The sequence below is a fragment of the Ktedonobacter sp. SOSP1-52 genome (assembly GCF_016587395.1).
The window spans coordinates 148511-166793 of the sequence record NZ_BNJH01000004.1; the positions used below are offsets into that span (position 1 = coordinate 148511).

The 18283-nt window shown below is 53.5% G+C and carries 13 protein-coding genes; 6 read left to right on the forward strand and 7 right to left on the reverse strand.

Annotated features, from left to right (window positions below):
* The first annotated feature begins 119 nt into the window (after window positions 1-119).
* From clpP to JMJ16_RS35815, 5 genes are all read left to right on the forward strand, one after another.
* Entirely contained in the window at window positions 120-776 is a 657-nt protein-coding gene (gene clpP, locus JMJ16_RS35795) for an ATP-dependent Clp endopeptidase proteolytic subunit ClpP (RefSeq protein WP_305068353.1), read from the forward strand.
* A 196-nt stretch (window positions 777-972) separates the two neighbouring features.
* Window positions 973-1680 carry a class I SAM-dependent methyltransferase gene (locus JMJ16_RS35800; RefSeq protein ID WP_201389442.1) on the forward strand — a complete coding sequence of 236 codons (708 nt, stop codon included), beginning with the start codon at window positions 973-975 and terminating at the stop codon, window positions 1678-1680.
* Window positions 1681-1710: 30 nt separating this feature from the next.
* The gene (locus JMJ16_RS35805) at window positions 1711-2544 is read left to right on the forward strand and encodes an alpha/beta fold hydrolase (RefSeq protein WP_201389443.1); all 834 of its coding nucleotides are present in this window, start codon (window positions 1711-1713) and stop codon (window positions 2542-2544) included.
* An 8-nt stretch (window positions 2545-2552) separates the two neighbouring features.
* Window positions 2553-4508 (forward strand): hypothetical protein, encoded by a 1956-nt coding sequence (locus tag JMJ16_RS35810; protein WP_201389445.1) that lies wholly within the window; start codon window positions 2553-2555, stop codon window positions 4506-4508.
* 262 nt (window positions 4509-4770) lie between these two features.
* Window positions 4771-7380: a protein kinase gene (locus tag JMJ16_RS35815; protein ID WP_201389447.1), complete on the forward strand. Its 2610-nt coding sequence runs from the start codon at window positions 4771-4773 to the stop codon at window positions 7378-7380.
* A 65-nt stretch (window positions 7381-7445) separates the two neighbouring features.
* On the opposite strand, the gene JMJ16_RS35820 is transcribed toward JMJ16_RS35815, so the two are convergent.
* The 5 genes from JMJ16_RS35820 to JMJ16_RS35840 all read right to left on the reverse strand — a co-directional run bounded on the left by JMJ16_RS35820 (window position 7446) and on the right by JMJ16_RS35840 (window position 14020).
* A complete protein-coding gene (locus JMJ16_RS35820; protein WP_201389448.1) occupies window positions 7446-8753 on the reverse strand; it encodes a thymidine phosphorylase in 1308 nt (435 codons plus the stop codon).
* 75 nt (window positions 8754-8828) lie between these two features.
* A complete protein-coding gene (locus tag JMJ16_RS35825; RefSeq protein ID WP_201389449.1) occupies window positions 8829-9587 on the reverse strand; it encodes a zinc ribbon domain-containing protein in 759 nt (252 codons plus the stop codon).
* A 322-nt stretch (window positions 9588-9909) separates the two neighbouring features.
* Window positions 9910-10812, reverse strand: a complete 903-nt coding sequence (rho, locus tag JMJ16_RS35830; protein ID WP_201370733.1) for a transcription termination factor Rho — start codon at window positions 10810-10812, stop codon at window positions 9910-9912.
* A 101-nt stretch (window positions 10813-10913) separates the two neighbouring features.
* Window positions 10914-11558, reverse strand: a complete 645-nt coding sequence (locus tag JMJ16_RS35835; RefSeq protein ID WP_201389450.1) for a hypothetical protein — start codon at window positions 11556-11558, stop codon at window positions 10914-10916.
* Window positions 11559-11875: 317 nt separating this feature from the next.
* The gene (locus JMJ16_RS35840) at window positions 11876-14020 is read right to left on the reverse strand and encodes a MerR family transcriptional regulator (protein WP_201389451.1); all 2145 of its coding nucleotides are present in this window, start codon (window positions 14018-14020) and stop codon (window positions 11876-11878) included.
* Between the two features lie 493 nt (window positions 14021-14513).
* Between JMJ16_RS35840 and JMJ16_RS35845 the strand changes: the two genes are divergently transcribed.
* Window positions 14514-15197 carry an RNA polymerase sigma factor gene (locus JMJ16_RS35845; protein ID WP_201389452.1) on the forward strand — a complete coding sequence of 228 codons (684 nt, stop codon included), beginning with the start codon at window positions 14514-14516 and terminating at the stop codon, window positions 15195-15197.
* An 81-nt stretch (window positions 15198-15278) separates the two neighbouring features.
* On the opposite strand, the gene JMJ16_RS35850 is transcribed toward JMJ16_RS35845, so the two are convergent.
* Window positions 15279-15965 (reverse strand): AAA family ATPase, encoded by a 687-nt coding sequence (locus JMJ16_RS35850; RefSeq protein WP_201389453.1) that lies wholly within the window; start codon window positions 15963-15965, stop codon window positions 15279-15281.
* A 128-nt stretch (window positions 15966-16093) separates the two neighbouring features.
* Complete coding sequence (locus tag JMJ16_RS35855; protein WP_201389454.1) at window positions 16094-18241, reverse strand: MerR family transcriptional regulator; 2148 nt, start codon at window positions 18239-18241, stop codon at window positions 16094-16096.
* Window positions 18242-18283 lie beyond the last annotated feature (42 nt).

Sequence of the window (18283 nt, forward strand, 5' to 3'; positions counted from 1 at the left end):
CTATCATAACGGTAAATATCCCCACATCGTGGGCTTCTTGCGCACACATCGTTCCTGTAACAGGTTTATGCCCTTCCACCCTGGAAGGGAGAGCGTGATAGATAAAGTGAGGAGTTAACATGGGTAGTGTTTTCAATCCCCGTGATCCGAAATGGGTCAAGGAGTCCAATGAATTTCTGGAGCCACGCGGCATCATTCCCGCCGTCGTCGAGTCAACACCTCGCGGTGAGCGCAGTTGGGATCTCTACTCTCGCTTGCTGAAAGAGCGCATCATCTTCGTGGGTACCCCCATCGATGATCAGGTTGCCAACAGCGTAGTCGCCCAGTTGTTGTATCTCCAGAGCGAGGACGCTACCAAAGACATCCAGATGTACATCAACTCACCAGGTGGTGTCATCTACGCCGGTCTCGCGATCTACGACACCATGCAGTGGCTACGTCCTGACGTCTCCACCTTCTGCATGGGTATGGCAATGAGCATGGGCGCAGTCATTCTGGCCGCTGGCCAGAAGGGCAAACGCTATGCTCTTCCCAACTCCACCGTGCTGATCCACCAGCCTCTCGGTGGCGCGGAAGGCCAGGCCGCCGATATCGAGATTACCGCGCGCGAGATCCTGCGCTTGCGCCGCAATCTCTATGAGATTCTTGCCAAGCATACAGGCCAGACCATCGAGCGCATCATGCAGGACTCTGACCGTAACTACTACCTCAGCGCACAGCAGGCAGTTGAGTATGGCCTGGTCGATGATGTTCTCAATCCTAGCAACGAGGAGTAATTCTCGTCGCGCATCTGACTTAAGACGTAGCATCATACATGGAAGCGCCGCACACTTTACTGTGCGGCGCCTCTTTTTCTAACGCTATATGCAACTTACTTTTGAGTTGTGGGTGTGGTGCTCCCTGGTGGTAGACCACCAGGGAGCACCACACCCACAACTCAGGCGAGCGCCGCAGGCGCGAGGAGAGGTTACGATGCTTCCAACCTTACGCAAAGCGCTTTTCGAAACGCTCTATCGCAATCGCTATCTTTATCGCTTCGCCAGCACCGTCCCCTTCGCGGGCCAGTGGCGTACCTGGCAACGCCTTGTCCTCTCTCGTATTCAGGGACAAAATGTGCTGGAACTGGGCTGTGGACTTGGAGACCTGCTGGCAGATATGCTCGAAGCCGGTTACACCTGCCAGGCCGTGGAGCACTCGCCCGAAATGGTCTCTGCCGCGCGCGACACCTTGCGCAAACGCCACGTTGGCACCTCGGGGCTGATTATTCAGGGTTCGGCCCAGGTGCTACCCTTTGGCGATGCCTCTTTCGATGCCGTTGTCAGTACCTTTCCCAGTGAATACATTTTCGATCCAGATACTATTGCCGAGGTAGCCAGGGTGCTACGCCCGGGCGGGCGGCTGATTGTCGTCCTCGGCTCACAACTCCTGCCCGTTGGGGCACTTCAGCCGATCCTTGTCTTGCTTCAGCTGCTCGTCTATGGACCTCGCAAGAGGAGCGCATCCACGAGGGGCAGGCAACACCAAAACATCATAGGCGAGGAATTCGTGACCGATGTATTACCCGATGCTGAGTTTGGGCGCCTCATACCATTAGAGCGTTTCAATCTATGCCGCCGCTCCGAGCGCATCCGTAGTTCCCGGTGGGAAGTGTATATTACAATAGGGGAAAAATTACAATAGAGGAAAAACTGTCTTAAGGAGTTTCTATTCATGGTACACTGGCCTTCTCAAACCGTTGAGGCAAATGGTCTCACAATTCACTATCTGCGCACTGGCGGCGAAAAGCCTCCTATTGTCTTCCTTCATGGCTTCTATGACAATGGCCTCAATGGGCGGCGCGTCGCCGAAACGCTTGCACGCGATTTCGATATTCTACTTCCGGATGCGCGCTTTCATGGTCTGACCAGCATTGAGCAAACACCTGGCTTTACCTATCAAGACCTGGCCAACGATACCATCGCCTTGCTTGAAGCGCTTGGCATGCAGCAGGCCATTCTCATGGGGCACTCCATGGGAGCAAGTAACGCAGCGGTTGTAGCCGCTCAACGCCCTGACCTGGTACGCGCCCTCGTGCTTGAGGATCCCGCCTGGTGGGAGACCCAGGACGAGAGCGATGAGCACCACAAAATCGAGGTCGAGCACTGGAAGACTTATATCCAGAGCCAGAAGGATCTCTCGCATGAGGATCGCCTGGAGCAGGCACAGTTTGAGCAACCACTCTGGACCACCGATGATCTCGGTCCCTGGATGACGGCTCAGGACCAGTTCGATATGGCCGTCTTTGGACATATCGCGGACAGCTTACAGGTCCCCTGGCGCCAGACGCCCTGGCGCGAAGTGGTCGCGCGTATCACCTGCCCCAGTTTGATCATCACCGGCGAGAATCAGCGTGGAGCCATCGTCACACCCTCCCTGGCCAGCGAGCTTCAGCAGATCAACCCACGCTGTCAGGTGGTGCATATCGAAGGAGCGGGGCATAATATCCGGCGCGACCGCTTCGCTCACTTTATGAATGCCGTGACTCCTTTCCTGAAGGAACTATAGGAAAAACAATGCAGCAGACACACCTGGATCAGTTCTCTATGCGCTACCCTCACCTGGCTGCTGCTTTCGCGCATATTCCCCAGGCGGAAGAGCATCTCCGCCGCATTCAGGACCTCAACCAGTCCTGGCAGGGATTGCTGCTTTCAGGTGCATCTCGTGACGATGATCTTATTCCGAAACCCAATCCCCATTCGGGGGGGCGCACCACTAGCGTGCCTAGCGCTTCCTCCATTCGGGGACACGCACGCTCAGGGTTTTCGGAGAAGAAGTATGTCGAAGTTGTCGCCAATGGCATTACTCAGGATCTACCAGCCGTCGATACCTTCGACATTATCTACGCGGGTGGGGGTCTCAACCTCCTGCACGCCGCCGTGATGACGCTACGCTATAACCTGCGCGTGCTCGTCTTTGATCGCTTCACAGTGGGAGCGGTCCATCGCGAATGGAACATCTCGCGCGAGGAACTCAATGAGCTGCTGGCTGTTGGCTTACTGACATCTGAAGAACTGGAACAGATTATTCAGCGCGAGTACATGGATGGCCTGGTGCGCTTCTCCTCTGAGTATATTGGGGTACCCACGGCAGAGCTTCACTTACAGGATGTGCTCAACATCGCCGTCGATGCAGAGCGGCTCACCCAATTGTGTATACAGAAAATTCAGGCTCATCAGCCACGAGGAGGCCAGGCCAACCTTATCCTGCACCAGACGACCTTTGAGCGTTGCGTTGTCGATCCACAGCACAATATCAATGTACATGTAAGCACACATAACGAGACGCACCTCTATGCCGCCCACCTCCTGGTCGATGGTATGGGTTCAACCTCGCCCATCGCCTGTCAGCTCAATTGTGGCCGCCCCTTCTCGCTTGTCTGCCCAACCGTGGGCACAGTCGCGCGCGGATATAAGCAGGGTTCTGCTCCGGACGCGATTGATCCCACGCTAGGAGAGATATTGGTGACCACGGAAGATGTGCGGCGCGAGCGGCAGCTTATCTGGGAGGCTTTCCCTGGACGCGACGAGCAGGTGGCGATCTATCTCTTTTACTACGCAGAGACCGGGCAGCGCGTCGACCTGTTTGAACTCTTTGATGATTTCTTCGCCCTGCTTCCTGATTACAAAGACACAAGCGAGGTAGAGATCCTCAAGCCAGTCTATGGCTTCATTCCTGCGGGCTACAACATTACCCTTCCCTGGCAGCAAGAGCAGAAGGTCCTGGCCTATGATCGCGTCATCTCCCTGGGCGATGCCGCGGCCTTTCAATCGCCGCTCACCTTCTGTGGCTTCGGCTCCTACGTCCGCAATCTGCGCCGTATTACGACCCTCCTGGCCTACGCCCTGGAGCATGATTTACTGAGCGCTTCCAACCTCGACAAAATTCGAGCCTCCGAGGCCGTTCCAGCCGTAGCACGCGCCTTTAGCAAATTCATGATTGCGAAACCCGCCGGGCGCGAAGTCCCCTGGCAGGTCAACGAGACGCTGAATGTCTTCTGTCGCGTCCTGTATGACCTTGGACCTCGCGTCACCAACGATTTCTTTAAGGATCGCATCGGCTGGCTCGACTATACACGTGTCGTGCTGAATACACCTAAATATTACCCGGCGATCTATCGCCTGGCCCTCTCGACCCTCGCGCCAACCGAAATTCTGGGATGGATCATGGCCTGGCTCAAATTGGGACGTCAATCCGCGATCTTTACCCTCTACTGGTCGCTTTATCCCCTTGTCCGGACTCTCCTGGCCTTGCCTCCTATGAGACTCTTCCTGAAGAGGCTGGAAGCCTCCTCTCCTCGCCGGGCCTTTGCAGTTCGCCGCCACCATGCACTCATGGCCCAGGTCGCACGCAATCGCACTCCATATCAGCCCAAACCAGAAGCGATCTCGCCTTCCTCATATAGAAAAACACCGAAAACAGCCATAAACAGGCTAGGACACTGGTTAGGTTCGCTCTGGCCACATAGCTAATCCTCCGCATTTCTAGTACAATAGAGAGAGTATAGAATTACAAGAAATAGGGGAGCAGATAAGAGCTTCGCTCCCTTTTTCTCGTACGCCTGACTAGAATACTTCTTAAGATCTTATTCCGAACCCCATCCCCATTCGGGGACCACCTAAAGGTGGCACGGCAAGCCTTCACTGGCGTGTCTAGCGCTTCACGCTCAGGGTGTTCGGATCAGAAGTAAGAAGAGAAGCTATTGGTGGAAAGTTGGAAGGGAGAAGCAGAGCAATGCCAGGCAACATGCAACAACCCACACACTCACAAGCATCTGATTCCGCTGTAACGTATCTCCATAATGGAGACTACCAGATTCAACGCATTCTCGGTCGCGGCGGCATGGGCAAGGTACTCCTCGCAACCCACACACGCCTCGGGACGCCATTTGCGATCAAGCAAGCCCTCGCAGATAGCCCTCTCGCTGAGAGCGCTGTAGCTGAGTTAGAGCAGATTTTGCACCCCGACGATGTGATCGCTGATCCTCATCCTGCGCCTCCGGGACGCTTTCCCGTGAGTGGAGGGGAGCATACAGACCGTTTTACGCGCGAAGCCCTGCTCCTGTTACGCCTACAGCATCCCGCCATCCCTACGCTCTATGATTACTTTCATGAGCATGGGTCGTGGCACCTGGTGATGGATTATGTGCCCGGCATCTCCCTCAACAATTACCTGAGCCAGCATGCCCCTTTGCCACCCCTGGAGGCACTCAATTACGCGACCCAGCTTTGCGATGTCCTGGCCTACCTGCATCAACAGCAGACGCCTGTTATCTATCGCGATCTCAAGCCCTCAAATATTATGCTGATGCCCAACGGCATGCTGATGCTGATCGATTATGGCATCGCGCGCTACTACAAAGAGGGGCAGAGCACCGACACAACCGGCTTTGGCTCTCCAGGCTATGCGTCACCCGAGCAGTATAATGGCGGCTCTCAGACAGATGGGCGCTCCGATCTCTTCAGCCTGGGCGTTATTCTGCACGAGATGCTTACAGGGCAGCGTGTAGCCCCTTCTGCGCTTATGAAGGATGAGCCACGCCCGATCCAGACCAAAGTCTCGTCCGCGCTACAAGGCCTCGTGAATCTTGCGACACGCCCGGACCCAGCCCAACGCTATCAGAATGCGTCCCTCTTTGCTCAGGCCCTTGAGCGCGTGTATGCGATTGAAGAACGGGCCGCGTATGAAGAGCGCCTCAGCCATTTACATGCCTTTCCCACGCCATCGTCTTCGCTACAGGCTGCGCGCAAAGAAGATCAGGCCGCAGACTTACACCAGGACTTGAATGCTGGCGACAATTTTGCTTCGTCTCTTGTCCCACTCTCCCTCTCCAACGTACGACCCTCACCAGTGTTCCTGGCGCAGATACTAGATGGGCGCCGTCAGACCAGGCAACACTTACAGCGCTTACGACGCCAGAGCAGGCATCCTACTCCTCGGCCATACAGCCCACCAACGCCTACACCTCAGCCACGTAACATGCCTACTCCCAGACCTCAATACAGGCCTACATCTTCTCCGGCAACCAATGGCATTCCCGCTGCGCTCGCTGTCAACCCTTCAGCCAAGCAAAGTCGTAGTGAAACACGTGCGCTGACACTCCTGATGTTTGCCCTTCTGTTACTCCTGCTCATCTCAGCGAGTGTGGCCTACTTTTATGGCACACCCTTTCTGCTCAGCCAGGCAGGTTCGCCAGGTGACAATCCTAATCCTCCTGGCGCTGAGTCGCTTGATATTGGCCACGTAGCCAGTTGGCATCAACTGGCTTCGCCGCCAGTGCCCGTCGCGGATAACGCCTCAATGTTTGCCCAGGTCGAGGGACACTCCTATGTCTATATGACCGGCGGCTATCGTGGCCCTAAACAAAACCCTAAATATGACCGTCACCTCTACCGCTATGATATCAGTAGCGGGCGCTGGGAGCAGGCTCCAACCACGAATGGCGCCTTCCCTGGCATGCTCAATAACGCCATTGCTCACGATACCTATGGGAATCTGCTCTTCGCCAATGGGTACTCGACAGATACTTACTCCGTCTCATCTGCCCTCTATCAGTACCGACTGGCAGATGGCTCACTCAATAAAATCATCCCCAACCAGGATATTCCTCTTGGTTTTGGTCTCTCAATGCTCACTGATCAGCAAGGCGATGTTTACCTGACGCAAGGGTTTAGCAAGGCTGGTGCAGGGCAGACAGTCGCAGGGACGGGCTGGTATCGCTACACACCACATACCGGTCAATGGCAGGCGCTCGCCCCTCTCCCTCAGGGCCTGGGCTATGTGATGCTGGCACTCACCTCGCAAAATCAGATTCTTCTGCTTGGCGGCGCAAGCGATGCCGCCCAGGCGCATCCCTCAAACGCGATCTACCGCTACGATAGCGCGCATAACGCCTGGCATAAGGAGCAGGCAACCCTCCCCACTCCACTGAGTGGTAGCTCCAGTTGCGCCCCCTCCAGCGATCAACTCGTTATGCTTGGCGGCTTCGACGCGACACATAATAGTAGCCTGGCTCGTTCCTGGTTGCTTGATCTGAAGACCCTGCATGCCAGTGCTCTGCCTGACATTCCCAATGGGGGTTCGCTCCTGGGAACAGCCACATGTGACACACAGGGACACTTCTACCTTCTACGCGGCACGCGTGATCCTGGCATCCCTACAGCCGACTTTATGCAGCTCACCCTGACGCTCCCTCACGCAACCCAACCACAGAGTGTTCCTCCGACCCTGGCACCAGTACAGAACACTCCTACTCAGGCATCCATGCAGAACACTCCTACCCTGGCACCCGGGCAGAACACTCCTACAGAAGGTACCAACCCGAAAGAACCTATAGGCAAATAGAAAAGGCGGGAGGCAGCGTTTGTGTAAACGCTGCCTCCCGCCCCCTGAGCTAGAACAAGATATGCTTATGGGCGGATTACCTCGTGAATAAGTGCTCCTGGCTGTACTGACGTATCGCTCCAACGGTAGCACGCCAGCAGAGTCTCAAAGAGGTCGCGCGCCTCTGCTTCGCTCCGTGCATGCACCTCCACCAGAGACTCTCCGGCCTGCCGATACGCACCGACCTTGGCTTGCAAGACCAGGCCCGTGCGATGATCGATCGGCTCGCCTTTTCGGAAGCGCCCGGCCCCCAGACGCATGCTGGCCAGACCTATGGCTTCCGCGTTAATGGCCGCGATATAACCTGTGTGTGGTGATGTCAGCATCACTTTGTACGGTGCTTGCGGCAATAAGTGCGGCTGCTCGACCTGGCGAGCGTCTCCTCCCTGGGCCGCGATCACTGCCGCCAGCTTCGCCAGGCCCGCACCCGAACGGATAGCTTGCTGCACCTGTTGCTCCGCCGTATCCATGGTCTGTGCCTTTCCGGTCATGACCAGCAATTCGGCCACATCATGGTAGCAGAGCTCACTGACGTCCTCTGGCCCTTCACCACGCAGGATCGCGATGGCCTCCATCATTTCCAGTGCATTGCCCACTGCGCACCCTAGCGGCTGCTCCATCGAGGTCAGGGCGGCTACTGTGTGTATCCCGGCCAGGCGGCCAATGTCTACCATGGCCTGGGCCAGTTCGCGTGCCTTCTCGACTGTCTTCATAAACGCGCCACTACCAAATTTGACATCAAGGAGCAGGTGGGAGCAGCCAATGGCCAGTTTTTTACTCATAATGCTGGCGGCAATCAGGGGAATACTCTCAACCGTTCCAGTGACGTCACGCAAGGCATACATCTTGCCATCGGCTGGTGCCAGGTCCGCCGATTGGCCCGCGAGCACAACGCCTTCTGACTTGAGGATATGTACAAATTCTTCACGCGTCAGTTCAGGACGAAAGCCCTGGACCGATTCAAGCTTATCAACCGTTCCGCCGGTGTGGCCCAGGCCGCGCCCAGTCATCTTTCCTACCGCGATGCCACACGCGGCGGCCAGGGGCGCTACCGCCAGGGTAACCTTATCTCCGACGCCCCCGGTACTATGTTTATCAATCACAGGCGAGACGATATCGCACACATGCAATTCATCTCCCGAATGCACCATGGCCATGGTCAGGTCGCGTGTTTCGCGCGCGTCCATTCCTCGCCAACAAACGGCCATGAGCCATGCCGCCATCTGATAATCGGGAACCGCTCCCTGGGTATATTGCTCAATAAGCCAGTTAATTTCGTCGGTATCGAGGACGCCTCCGTCCCGCTTCTTTCGTATAAGCTCTACAGCTTGCATATATCTCCAGGCTCTTTTTTACTACGTATTCTCATTGCGCATCTGCGCCTGGAGATACACAAGTTGTAGCTGCTCTTACTTACCCCGCTCTGTAAACACAATACGTACCCCATCACTCTCTAAGCCCGTCCCACTATCAATGAGGTAGCGATCAACCATCTGGCTTCCCAGGCGCACATTATGGTCATATTGCAGCTGCCCGTTACTGAAATCATACAGATTGGAGCTCTGTGGGTAGCTGCCTTGTATAATAATTGTATCAGATGAGGTCGAGCGATACTTGCTGAGCGCATTGAGCAGTGTCGCCACCTGGAGCCAGGGAACAGAACGCGCAAACTCAATCTTAATGATCTTCTTGCGCCCATAGCCCAGGTCGTCGCTCAGCACCTTGTAGTCCAGGGCCTCCCTCTCTAAGGCAATCAATTGCGCGAAAGTACGCGGTGGGAAGGATTCAGGAGCCTGTGGACCTTGAACAGGCGCCATGATTGGCGTTAACAGATTAAGCTCTTCACGCCTGGCTACTTGTCCAGAGGACACCTTTGGCCGCGCGGCTCTCCCAGATTGGGCGGGTGTGCCTGGCTGCCGTTGCCCTGAGATATTGGCTGGCATGGGATTGACAGCTCCACCCGGCACCTGATATGAAGAAGGGGCATAGTATGGCCCAGACCCCGGCTGCGGCTGGCTCATATTGTGCGGCGCGGGTGCTCCCTGGGGTGGTTGAAACGATCGCTGGCGTGGTCGAACCTGGGCACCCGTCTTAAGATCTCGACCACAACGAATACAAAAGGACGCGCTGGCGTTATTATTTGGTTCTCCACAGTAAGGACAACGCATACTGGTTCCTCCAGTTCACTTGCAGCATCAATGACACATCCGCTTCTAAGATCTTATTCCGAAACCCAACCCCCATTCGGGGGCGCGTCACTTGTGTGACTAGCTCTTCCCCATTCGGGAACCACCTGAAGGTGGCACGGCAAGCGCGCTCAGGATTTCGGATAAGAAGTACGCGGAAATACCACCCCACCACCTGACATTCTCTCTGGGATGCGTCACATGCCTTTTAGTGTCTGCCAACATTGACTTCTGGTAGCAAGACACAACGATGCATACATACTACATATATTGAGGTAGACGTAAGCGCGCCCTTGAATTCTAATTACGCCTGTTTGAGAATAGCATTCACTAGCTGACTATTGCTGCTGGTCTTCTCGAAGAGGCGAATTGCCTGCTCATTCCCATCCCATTTAGGGAGGGGCGCCATACGGCGGCGTATATCTGTTGCCGCTTTCAGATCCTCTTCGCTTAGCAGGCGTTCTTCCTGGCGCGTACTTGAAGACGTGATATTAATGGCTGGAAAGATACGCTTATCAGCCATCTCGCGTGAGAGCCGTATCTCTAAATTGCCTGTCCCTTTAAACTCCTCGTAGACGACCTCGTCCAGGCGACTCCCTGTCTCGACCAGGCAGCTTGCCACAATCGTGAGGCTACCACCCTCGTCGAGGGCACGAGCAGCACCAAAGGTACGCCGCCCAATCTCCAGCGCCTGGGCGTCGATACCACCCGAAAGGGTGCGCCCTCCTCGCCCCTGACGCCACATATCAGGCTGCAAATTGTGTACCCGCGCCAGGCGCGTCAGAGAGTCTAGAATAATAATAACGTCAGCACCTTGTTCCACTGCACGCTTGGCATCGAAGAGAGCCTGCTCAACGATGTAGCCATGTTTACTTATGCGCTGATCAAAACTGGAGGCATAGTGCCTGACCTGGGGACCTTGAATCTCAGAGCGCCATTCAGTCACCTCTTCTGGGCGCTCATCAACGAGACACAGGAATAAGTAAGCCTGGGGATAGTTCCGCAAAACCGCGGTCGATATCTGGCGTAAAATGGTTGTCTTTCCAGCCTGGGGTGGCGCGACAACCAGGGCGCGTTGCCCAAATCCCAGCGGAATCAACAGGTCAATCACACGTGTTGAGATGGGCTTAGCTTCCGTCTCCAGTGTAATACGGCGCCGTGGATGAACTGGTGTGAGCTTCTCAAAGGGGATATGTATGGAAGCCACGAAACCTCAAACCTCCTCTGTACTAGCGGACGACTCACCCATAACTGTATCACATGTAGTCAATGAAAAAGTAGAGGTTATGGAGAGGTATACGATGCCACTTAGGCGGTTAGGGAGAGCACTTTACTCGGCAGTAAGAGAGTATTCTGCACAAACAGCTCCAGGCCTCGCTGGAGATGCTCCAGGCCACTCATATTATTGAGCACACACACCTCCTGTCCTATCCCATATTCATGCTTCAAGAAAGTTAAAATATACTCTGTCTCATCGTGGGCATAGTAGCGCTTAAAAATATCATCCGAGAAGGAGGGGTGATCGTCCGCCGAAAAGGCACAGCTCACGCGCTCATGCACACGCTGTAAGCAAGTATCCAGATCGGCATGAAGAAATAACACAGAGGCATCACGCAGAAAGGCCGGACTAAAATGTTGAAAGGCCGCCTGATAGTCATCGCGGGCAAACTCAATAGTGACGAGATCCGTGGTCGCGCTTATTAGCTGCACCCGGCGCTCTAATTCCTGTAAGGCGCAATCGAGAACCGAGAGGTCAATGGCGTCAAATCCGTTATGCTCGGTAGGACGAAATTGCTTATGCTCCGTATCAGCGAGAAACATTTCTTGTAAAATATGGTAATCGTTAAAATGTGCGCTGCTCCAACTGGCCTGCTCAGCCAGGTACCTGATATATCGAGCTCCAGTAGACTTTCCACTGCCTGGACGCCCCAGAACAAATACCTTTACGCCCATGTGTATACTCTCCCTTTGCTAACGTATACCTCACAAGCGCTCATTCGCAGATGAGTGAGAGACTTCGCCACTGCGTGGCTTATTGTATATGGGTTGTGGTGGTGGATTGGCAAAGCCAGCCCGCCACCACAACCCATATACGTATCCCCATAGCGAAGCTGTGAACAAAAATAAGTTTACACGTTAGCTTTGTATTAAAGATAAGTATACAGAAGACTTCTACAAAAACATGCTTAGGCTTTATAACTGTACCTAAAATGGCTATGTAGATACTACAAGCAGGCAGTTCTACAGAATATGAAACACTTCTTTCCTCTCTATGAAGTGGATATCGAGGGGCTTATGGGGATCGGAACGACTGCGGTTGGGGCGCCAGGCAGGCGTACATAGCCACGCTGATGAGGGTCCCAGCTCATGACCACATTGCCGCCCTCACGTTTAGCAATATCAAGAACCTCGTCCAGGAAGCGCTCGATAAGAAGCCTCGCCTCTACCAGGGCATTATGCGCTGTGTAGCGTTGTAAGATTTCCTGTAGCTTGGCATAGTAGTAAAATGATACGCCCAGGCGGACAGTAATGCCATTTAAAGCTACTTTATTGGCTGGGAGAGTTGGCTGGCCCGCTGGAACGCGCTGGGGGTCGATCTGGTAAGAACCACTGAGCACTGTACGCAAGAGTTCGGCCTTGGCCTGCGCCTGCTCCAGAGGCATCCCTTTGAGCATGATATAGAAACGGTCTGCGCTAATACGGTAGAGTTCGCATTCAGCGTTGTCTTTGAAGGCACGCAACTGGCCTTGAATCCGCAGGCCTACCTCGTGGCTCAGATCACGCGCCATGCGGTCGCCATACTTATTCGCCAGGCTACTCATATTATCAATATCCAGGGCAATAAACGAGACGACCTCGCGCATACTAAACTCTCTACGCCCCTGAATCGCGTACAACAGTTCTTCTACATGAGAGGCGAACTCGTTTTCAGAGAGAAACTCTTGAAAGAACGGGTCTACCACGGCAGGGGCCTCGATACTCGTACGTAAACCCTTCAGTGGCAATAAGCGTGCATAATACGTCTCTATTAGACTTCCCAACATATTTTCTATGACACGCAAAACACGCAGATCGCGCTCTTGAAATGCCTCCGCTTGTTGCGAAGCAACATAGAGGACGCCAATCGCGATCCCTTCACGCCCCATAATAGGAATGGCAACAGCCGAGCGTATGCGCTCGCCCTCCTCCAGCCTCCCCAGGACTGGCTCTTCCAACACAGGAATAATGGGCTGCAAGAGAATACGCCCTACCTGAAAGGCACGCACAATGGGGGTAGTAGCGATATCTTGCGGGTCAAAACGCGTCACGCCTACTTTAAATGGCCCCTGCTTGCTTTGAGCACGAACCAGGAGCGCACGTTGCTGCAAAGAGAGGATGGAGGACGGATAGTTTGGCAGTAGGAGACAGCTATAGTGCCAGCAGGGTTGCCCTGTTGCAGCTACCCCACCTAGCCGCACCACCATTTCACATATCCCCTTGAGGGTACGATCTTCGCCTAGCAAGGTATCATTCAGGTTCGGCACAATATCTATAGCATCGCGAGTTCCCGGGCCGAAACAGACACGAAAACGCGGAGCCTCGGCATAAAGCGGAGCCAGCAAGCGGGAGAGCGTCTCGACCAGGGGTGCGCTCAGTGACAATTTACGCGAGCGCCGATCAAGCAAAATAAAGGCGCGTTCGTGTGATAGCCCCTCGGGGACATCTTCCGTCATCGGCGCCAGGGAGAGAATACGATAGTCAGAAGCATACTCAAAGGTGGGCGTCATCGTCCAGAGCGTATGTGAAGCCAGGTTCTGGTCCAGTAGGCCCACGAGCGACTCTCCTAGATTTTCCAGGTCCTCCACACGTTGAGGCGGCGCATCCAGGGTATGAGCCTGCTCCAATGGCAAGATCAGGCATGCATTCGTGTTGGGGAGATCCTGGCAAATCAACATCAACGTCAGGCGTAGGGTTTGTGAGACATAAAAACGCCAGAAGGCCTCCTCACGGGCCTGCTCTATACGCCGGTTGATAGGTAAATCGGCTTGTGGGTGAACGTCGCCGGAGGATATTGGTGAGGGATAAAAGGAATGGATGGGATGGGGACTTACAGCATTCCATAGTAACTTGATGGTAGGAGGAATATCACTGGGCGCATAGCCAGCATCAATTAATTCACGAATAATCGCGAGCTTATCCAATTCGGCGGGCGTATAGAGGCGCCGCCCCTTGGGGCCCGTAGGACGCAGCGGAGAGAGTAAGCCATACTCCTCCCAGTCACGCAACCGATTCTCGCTCAGATTAAAGAGCTCGGCGGCCCGGCTAATCGTGACAGAGGCCTCGGCATGCCCCTTCTCCATATAACGCTGTATACGTCGCTGCACATCTTCCTGTTGCAGGTGTTCTTGTATGCGGTGCACACTTCGTTCATCCATAATGCATATCCTATTCAGGCACGCTCAAGCCAGCCCTGGTCAATGTTGTCTTTCGCTCTCATAAATGCACCATACAACCCTGCAAATACTTTTATATAATAGTAACACATCGAACTTCTTTTGTATAGCTAATAGAGGCCTAGCTCGTCAACTTTCCTTCCTCTTTACGCACGCCTATTGTCAACTTTCTTCATCTTCCCCAAGTTTGTTATATGCGCATGGAGAATTTAAAAGAAAAAACATCGTTTTTAGAACATGAATTTTCTCAATTTTCTTTACACAGCTTAAAATACAACATGAAGTGAGTTGACAAATCCCTGCCTTATTAGGTAGTATAAATCATGTAAAGATAAAATTACTTCTTTAATGTCAAATTTCTTGAGTACATTTCATTCGTGCATTTGCCTTCTCAAACGTGCAAATGTGCTTATAGGGCAGGTCTACGTAAGGACGTTGGTATTCATCCCCCCTTCAAGGAGGAAGTTTACACGTGATGGCACACACCAACAATACCGCCGCTCTCCGCTACCAGCCTGACGACGAGGCGACCTGGCATGATCTCTATACCTGGCTTTTCCCACGCGTGGAAAAGTGGGTGCGCAATGCCAGCGTCAATGCCTGGTATGGTCAACAGCGAGAAGTCTCTGAGGATATTACTCAAGAGGCGGTCTTACGCACCTTTCGTTACTGCCAGCGGGCCGTACACGGGGAAGTTCGTCCCATAGACTCTTTAAAATCGCTTGGTAAAACGATTGCTCAGAACTACTTCCGCGACCGGCGCAAGAAAGATTGGAACCTGGTGCGCCCGGCCCAGGAGAGTGAGAACACTGAAGGTTTTCTGGAGGTATCATCTCCCCTGGAGCGCAGCGCCCCATCCCAGGTTGTTGACCCCTCCCAGGTCGCGGTTGACCGCGTGATGCTGACCACCGTCATTTCAATGGCGGCACGCATCCTGGTCAAATTTCCCCCTGGGCAACGTGCCGCCCTCCTCACTGACCTGGCCAACATTACCGATTTTGGCGAGTATCCCACCCTGCTGGAGCAGGCGCTCGCTGAAGCGGGAGTTGAACTCAAAGCCTATCAACATCCACTTCCAACCGAGCCCGGCGAAAAAAACCGCCACGCCGCGCTGCTCAGCATCGCCTATAAACGCCTTCGTCGCGAGGTAGCAGTGTAATACATATGTGTAGGAAGAGAGGAGCCTGGCAGCCGCGGCTGCCAGGCTCCTCTCTTCCTACACATATGTATTATTGTGGCATTATTTTGTTGCCACGACAGAAAGAGCGGGAACAACCTGCTCCATAAAGCGGTCAACGCGCTTTAACAAAGCTTCTAATGACCCCTCATTGCGACACATAATAATCTTCCCTGAATCTAGTTCAAAGTCCCGCGCCAGCTGCTCCAACACATATTCTTCACAGTCTTTATGGTAATATGTCTGCATGATATAGTCTGAAATAAAGTGGCAATCATCCACTGGCCGTTCACCATCCATAGGGAAGGTAATACGCTGACGGATACGACGCATACACGTCTCCAGGTCAGCTTCGACAAAAAAGAAGTAGGCATCTTGCAAAAATGTTTTGTCAAAGTTTTTTAACGCGTGTTGATAGTCATCGCGCGCAAATTCAATAGTGATTATCTTCTCTACCTGCTCGTTTGTTTCAGATGATACAGAAGAAGAGAGGCTTTGCATACTTTTTCCCATCTTCTTGAGCACATCATCAAAAACCGTCATATCTAACACATCAAAGCCCGCGAAATCGGTGCGCCGAAAGCGGCCTTGCTGTTCGCGTTCGTCTCCAAGAAACATCTCATAAAGAACATCATAATCCTTTACACGCGTCGTCTTCACCCCCCATTGGTGAGCGACTTCTTGTATACGACGCATTGCGGTCGTTTTTCCGCTTCCAGGGCGTCCTAATACAAATACCTTCACATCCATTAACAGCTACTCCCAAAGATCATCAAGAAGACAGTAGAAATAAGAAACAGTATCTCCAGGTCTTGCAAAAGATCCACCCCCCAGTGGATCATAAAACGCAGCCTTACTGGAAACACTTGAATGAGATGCTATTTGGTCTCGTTCTCTTCCAACTGAGACCAGCGTGAATAACCTCCTATTCCATTTTCAGCGTCGGGATTCCAGGCCATAACGACGTTGCCACCTTCACCAATTCCCAGCTTTAACACCGCATCCAGCGTCTGGCTGATCATGGCGCTTACCTCGGCGGCGGAGGAATATTCTTGCAGAAACTCGCTCAACTTAGTACGCGAGTACGAGGTCACGGCCAGGTGTGCGCTCACTTCCGATATGACGAGCGCGCTATCGGCGGCCACGTGCTGGTGTACCGCGATGCTCCTGGCCAGGTTTACTTTAAATTGCTCGGCCTTTGCGCAGGCCTTCTCGCGCGAGTAGCCACGCAAAATCAAGTAAAAGCGGTCTGCGTACATATGATAGAGGTAGCATTGTGATGCCCTGGTTGTCAGCGGGGCGATTAACTCTTGAATACGCAAGCCTATAGCCCGGTCTAACAAGCGAATAGTGTGATCGCCATATTTCCGCGCTAGCTTGATCTGGTTATCCATGTCAATAGCGATAAAGGAGACAACATCACTCCTGCCAGGCTCTTCATTAGCGAACTCTTCCTCTTTTATATCCTCCTCCCATGCATGTGCATCGGACACAAGCGCCTCCACATCACGCATAAAGTCGTTTTCGCAACGGAACTCGTTAAACAATGTGTCCACAACGTCAGGGGTATGTATAAGGCTTTTTAGATCATCAGTCGTACGTAGGCGGACATCGTAGGTCGTGATGGCATTTTCAATAAAGCGCCCAACGATTCTCAGCAACTGCCGATCTACGAGGGAAAAGGCCTCTACGTTATCTGAGACGACATAGAGGACAGCCAGCGGATCCCCATGCTCTCCGCCAATAGGGACCGCTACATTGGATTGTATCTCGCCTTCGACATCAATAAAGGCGCGCGTCCTTTCGCGCAAGGAGATATGAGGGCGATAGAGAATGCGTCCGCTCTGGTAGGCACGAATACCCACGCTTGTTCTTGATTTCTGCGGAATGAACCTGGACTCTCCCACAATATAGGGACTCTCCTTACTATGAGCGCGCACAACAAGCGTGCGCTCCTGTAAGGGAACTTTCCCCACGCTATTGTCAGGCAAGAGGATCACAGAAAACTTCCAGCGGTGCCGACCATTCGCAAACGTTCCCCCCATGCGCACAACCATATCTGCCAGACCCTCTAGAATACTATCCTGGTAATAACCTACCTTGCCCAGGTCCGCTGCGACCTCACGATGGTCATGCCAACCGGGACCAAAGCAGCGGCGCATAAATTCAACTTCTTCATATAAAGGTGCCAACACCCGCCTGATTGTTTGTACATAGGCCTCGTCTAGGGAGAGGCGACGTGAACGCTTATCTGGCCGGTCAAGCACAATCAAGGTGTGATAGATTGGTTTCTCAAGCAAACGCTCCTGGCGCATAATGCCTAGTGGATACACACAATAATCGGTCTCATACTGGAATGAGGGATTGTGGGTCAGTAACGTATGCACTGTTCCACTAGTATCCAGCCAACCAACCAGGGACTCGCCAAGACGAGATAGGTCTTCAGTCGTTCGTACACCTACCTCAACTGGATCGCAAGCTAGCGGCAAGATCAAGCCAATAGCACACCCTGGCAAAAACTCACTAATCAGCATCAAGGACATGCGCAAGGCCTGGGCGGCATAATAACGCCAGAAGAGCAGAGACTTTTCGCGAGCCAGGCGCCGATCAATAGAAAGCATGCCAACCGGGTCTTCGCTGATCGCTGGTACTGGCTCTAGTAGCTGACGCCCCTCTGGCAAGATCTCATCCCAGATTTCGCCGATATCTTTGGGGATATCAGAGAGCGCAAAACGCGACTCCAGCAACTCCTGGATCACGGCCAACTTATCCAGTTCCTCAAGAGGATACTGTCGCTGGCCCTTGCTCTCCCTGGTCCCCTTATTCTCCTTGGAGCGCATAGGATTGAGCATATGCTGGCTCTCCAGGTCACGCAATTTACTCTCGCTAAAGCCAGAGAGTTGCGCCGCCCGGCCAATGGTAACCGTGGCATCTGCCCGGCTGCGGTGTATATTTTCAAGGATACGCGCTTGCACTTCTTCATTGCGTAAATGTAGTTGAATACGCTGCCTGGTGTAGTCTTCCATAACTAGCCCCTGTATTGTTTGCGTGTTTGCTCTCACAGTAGT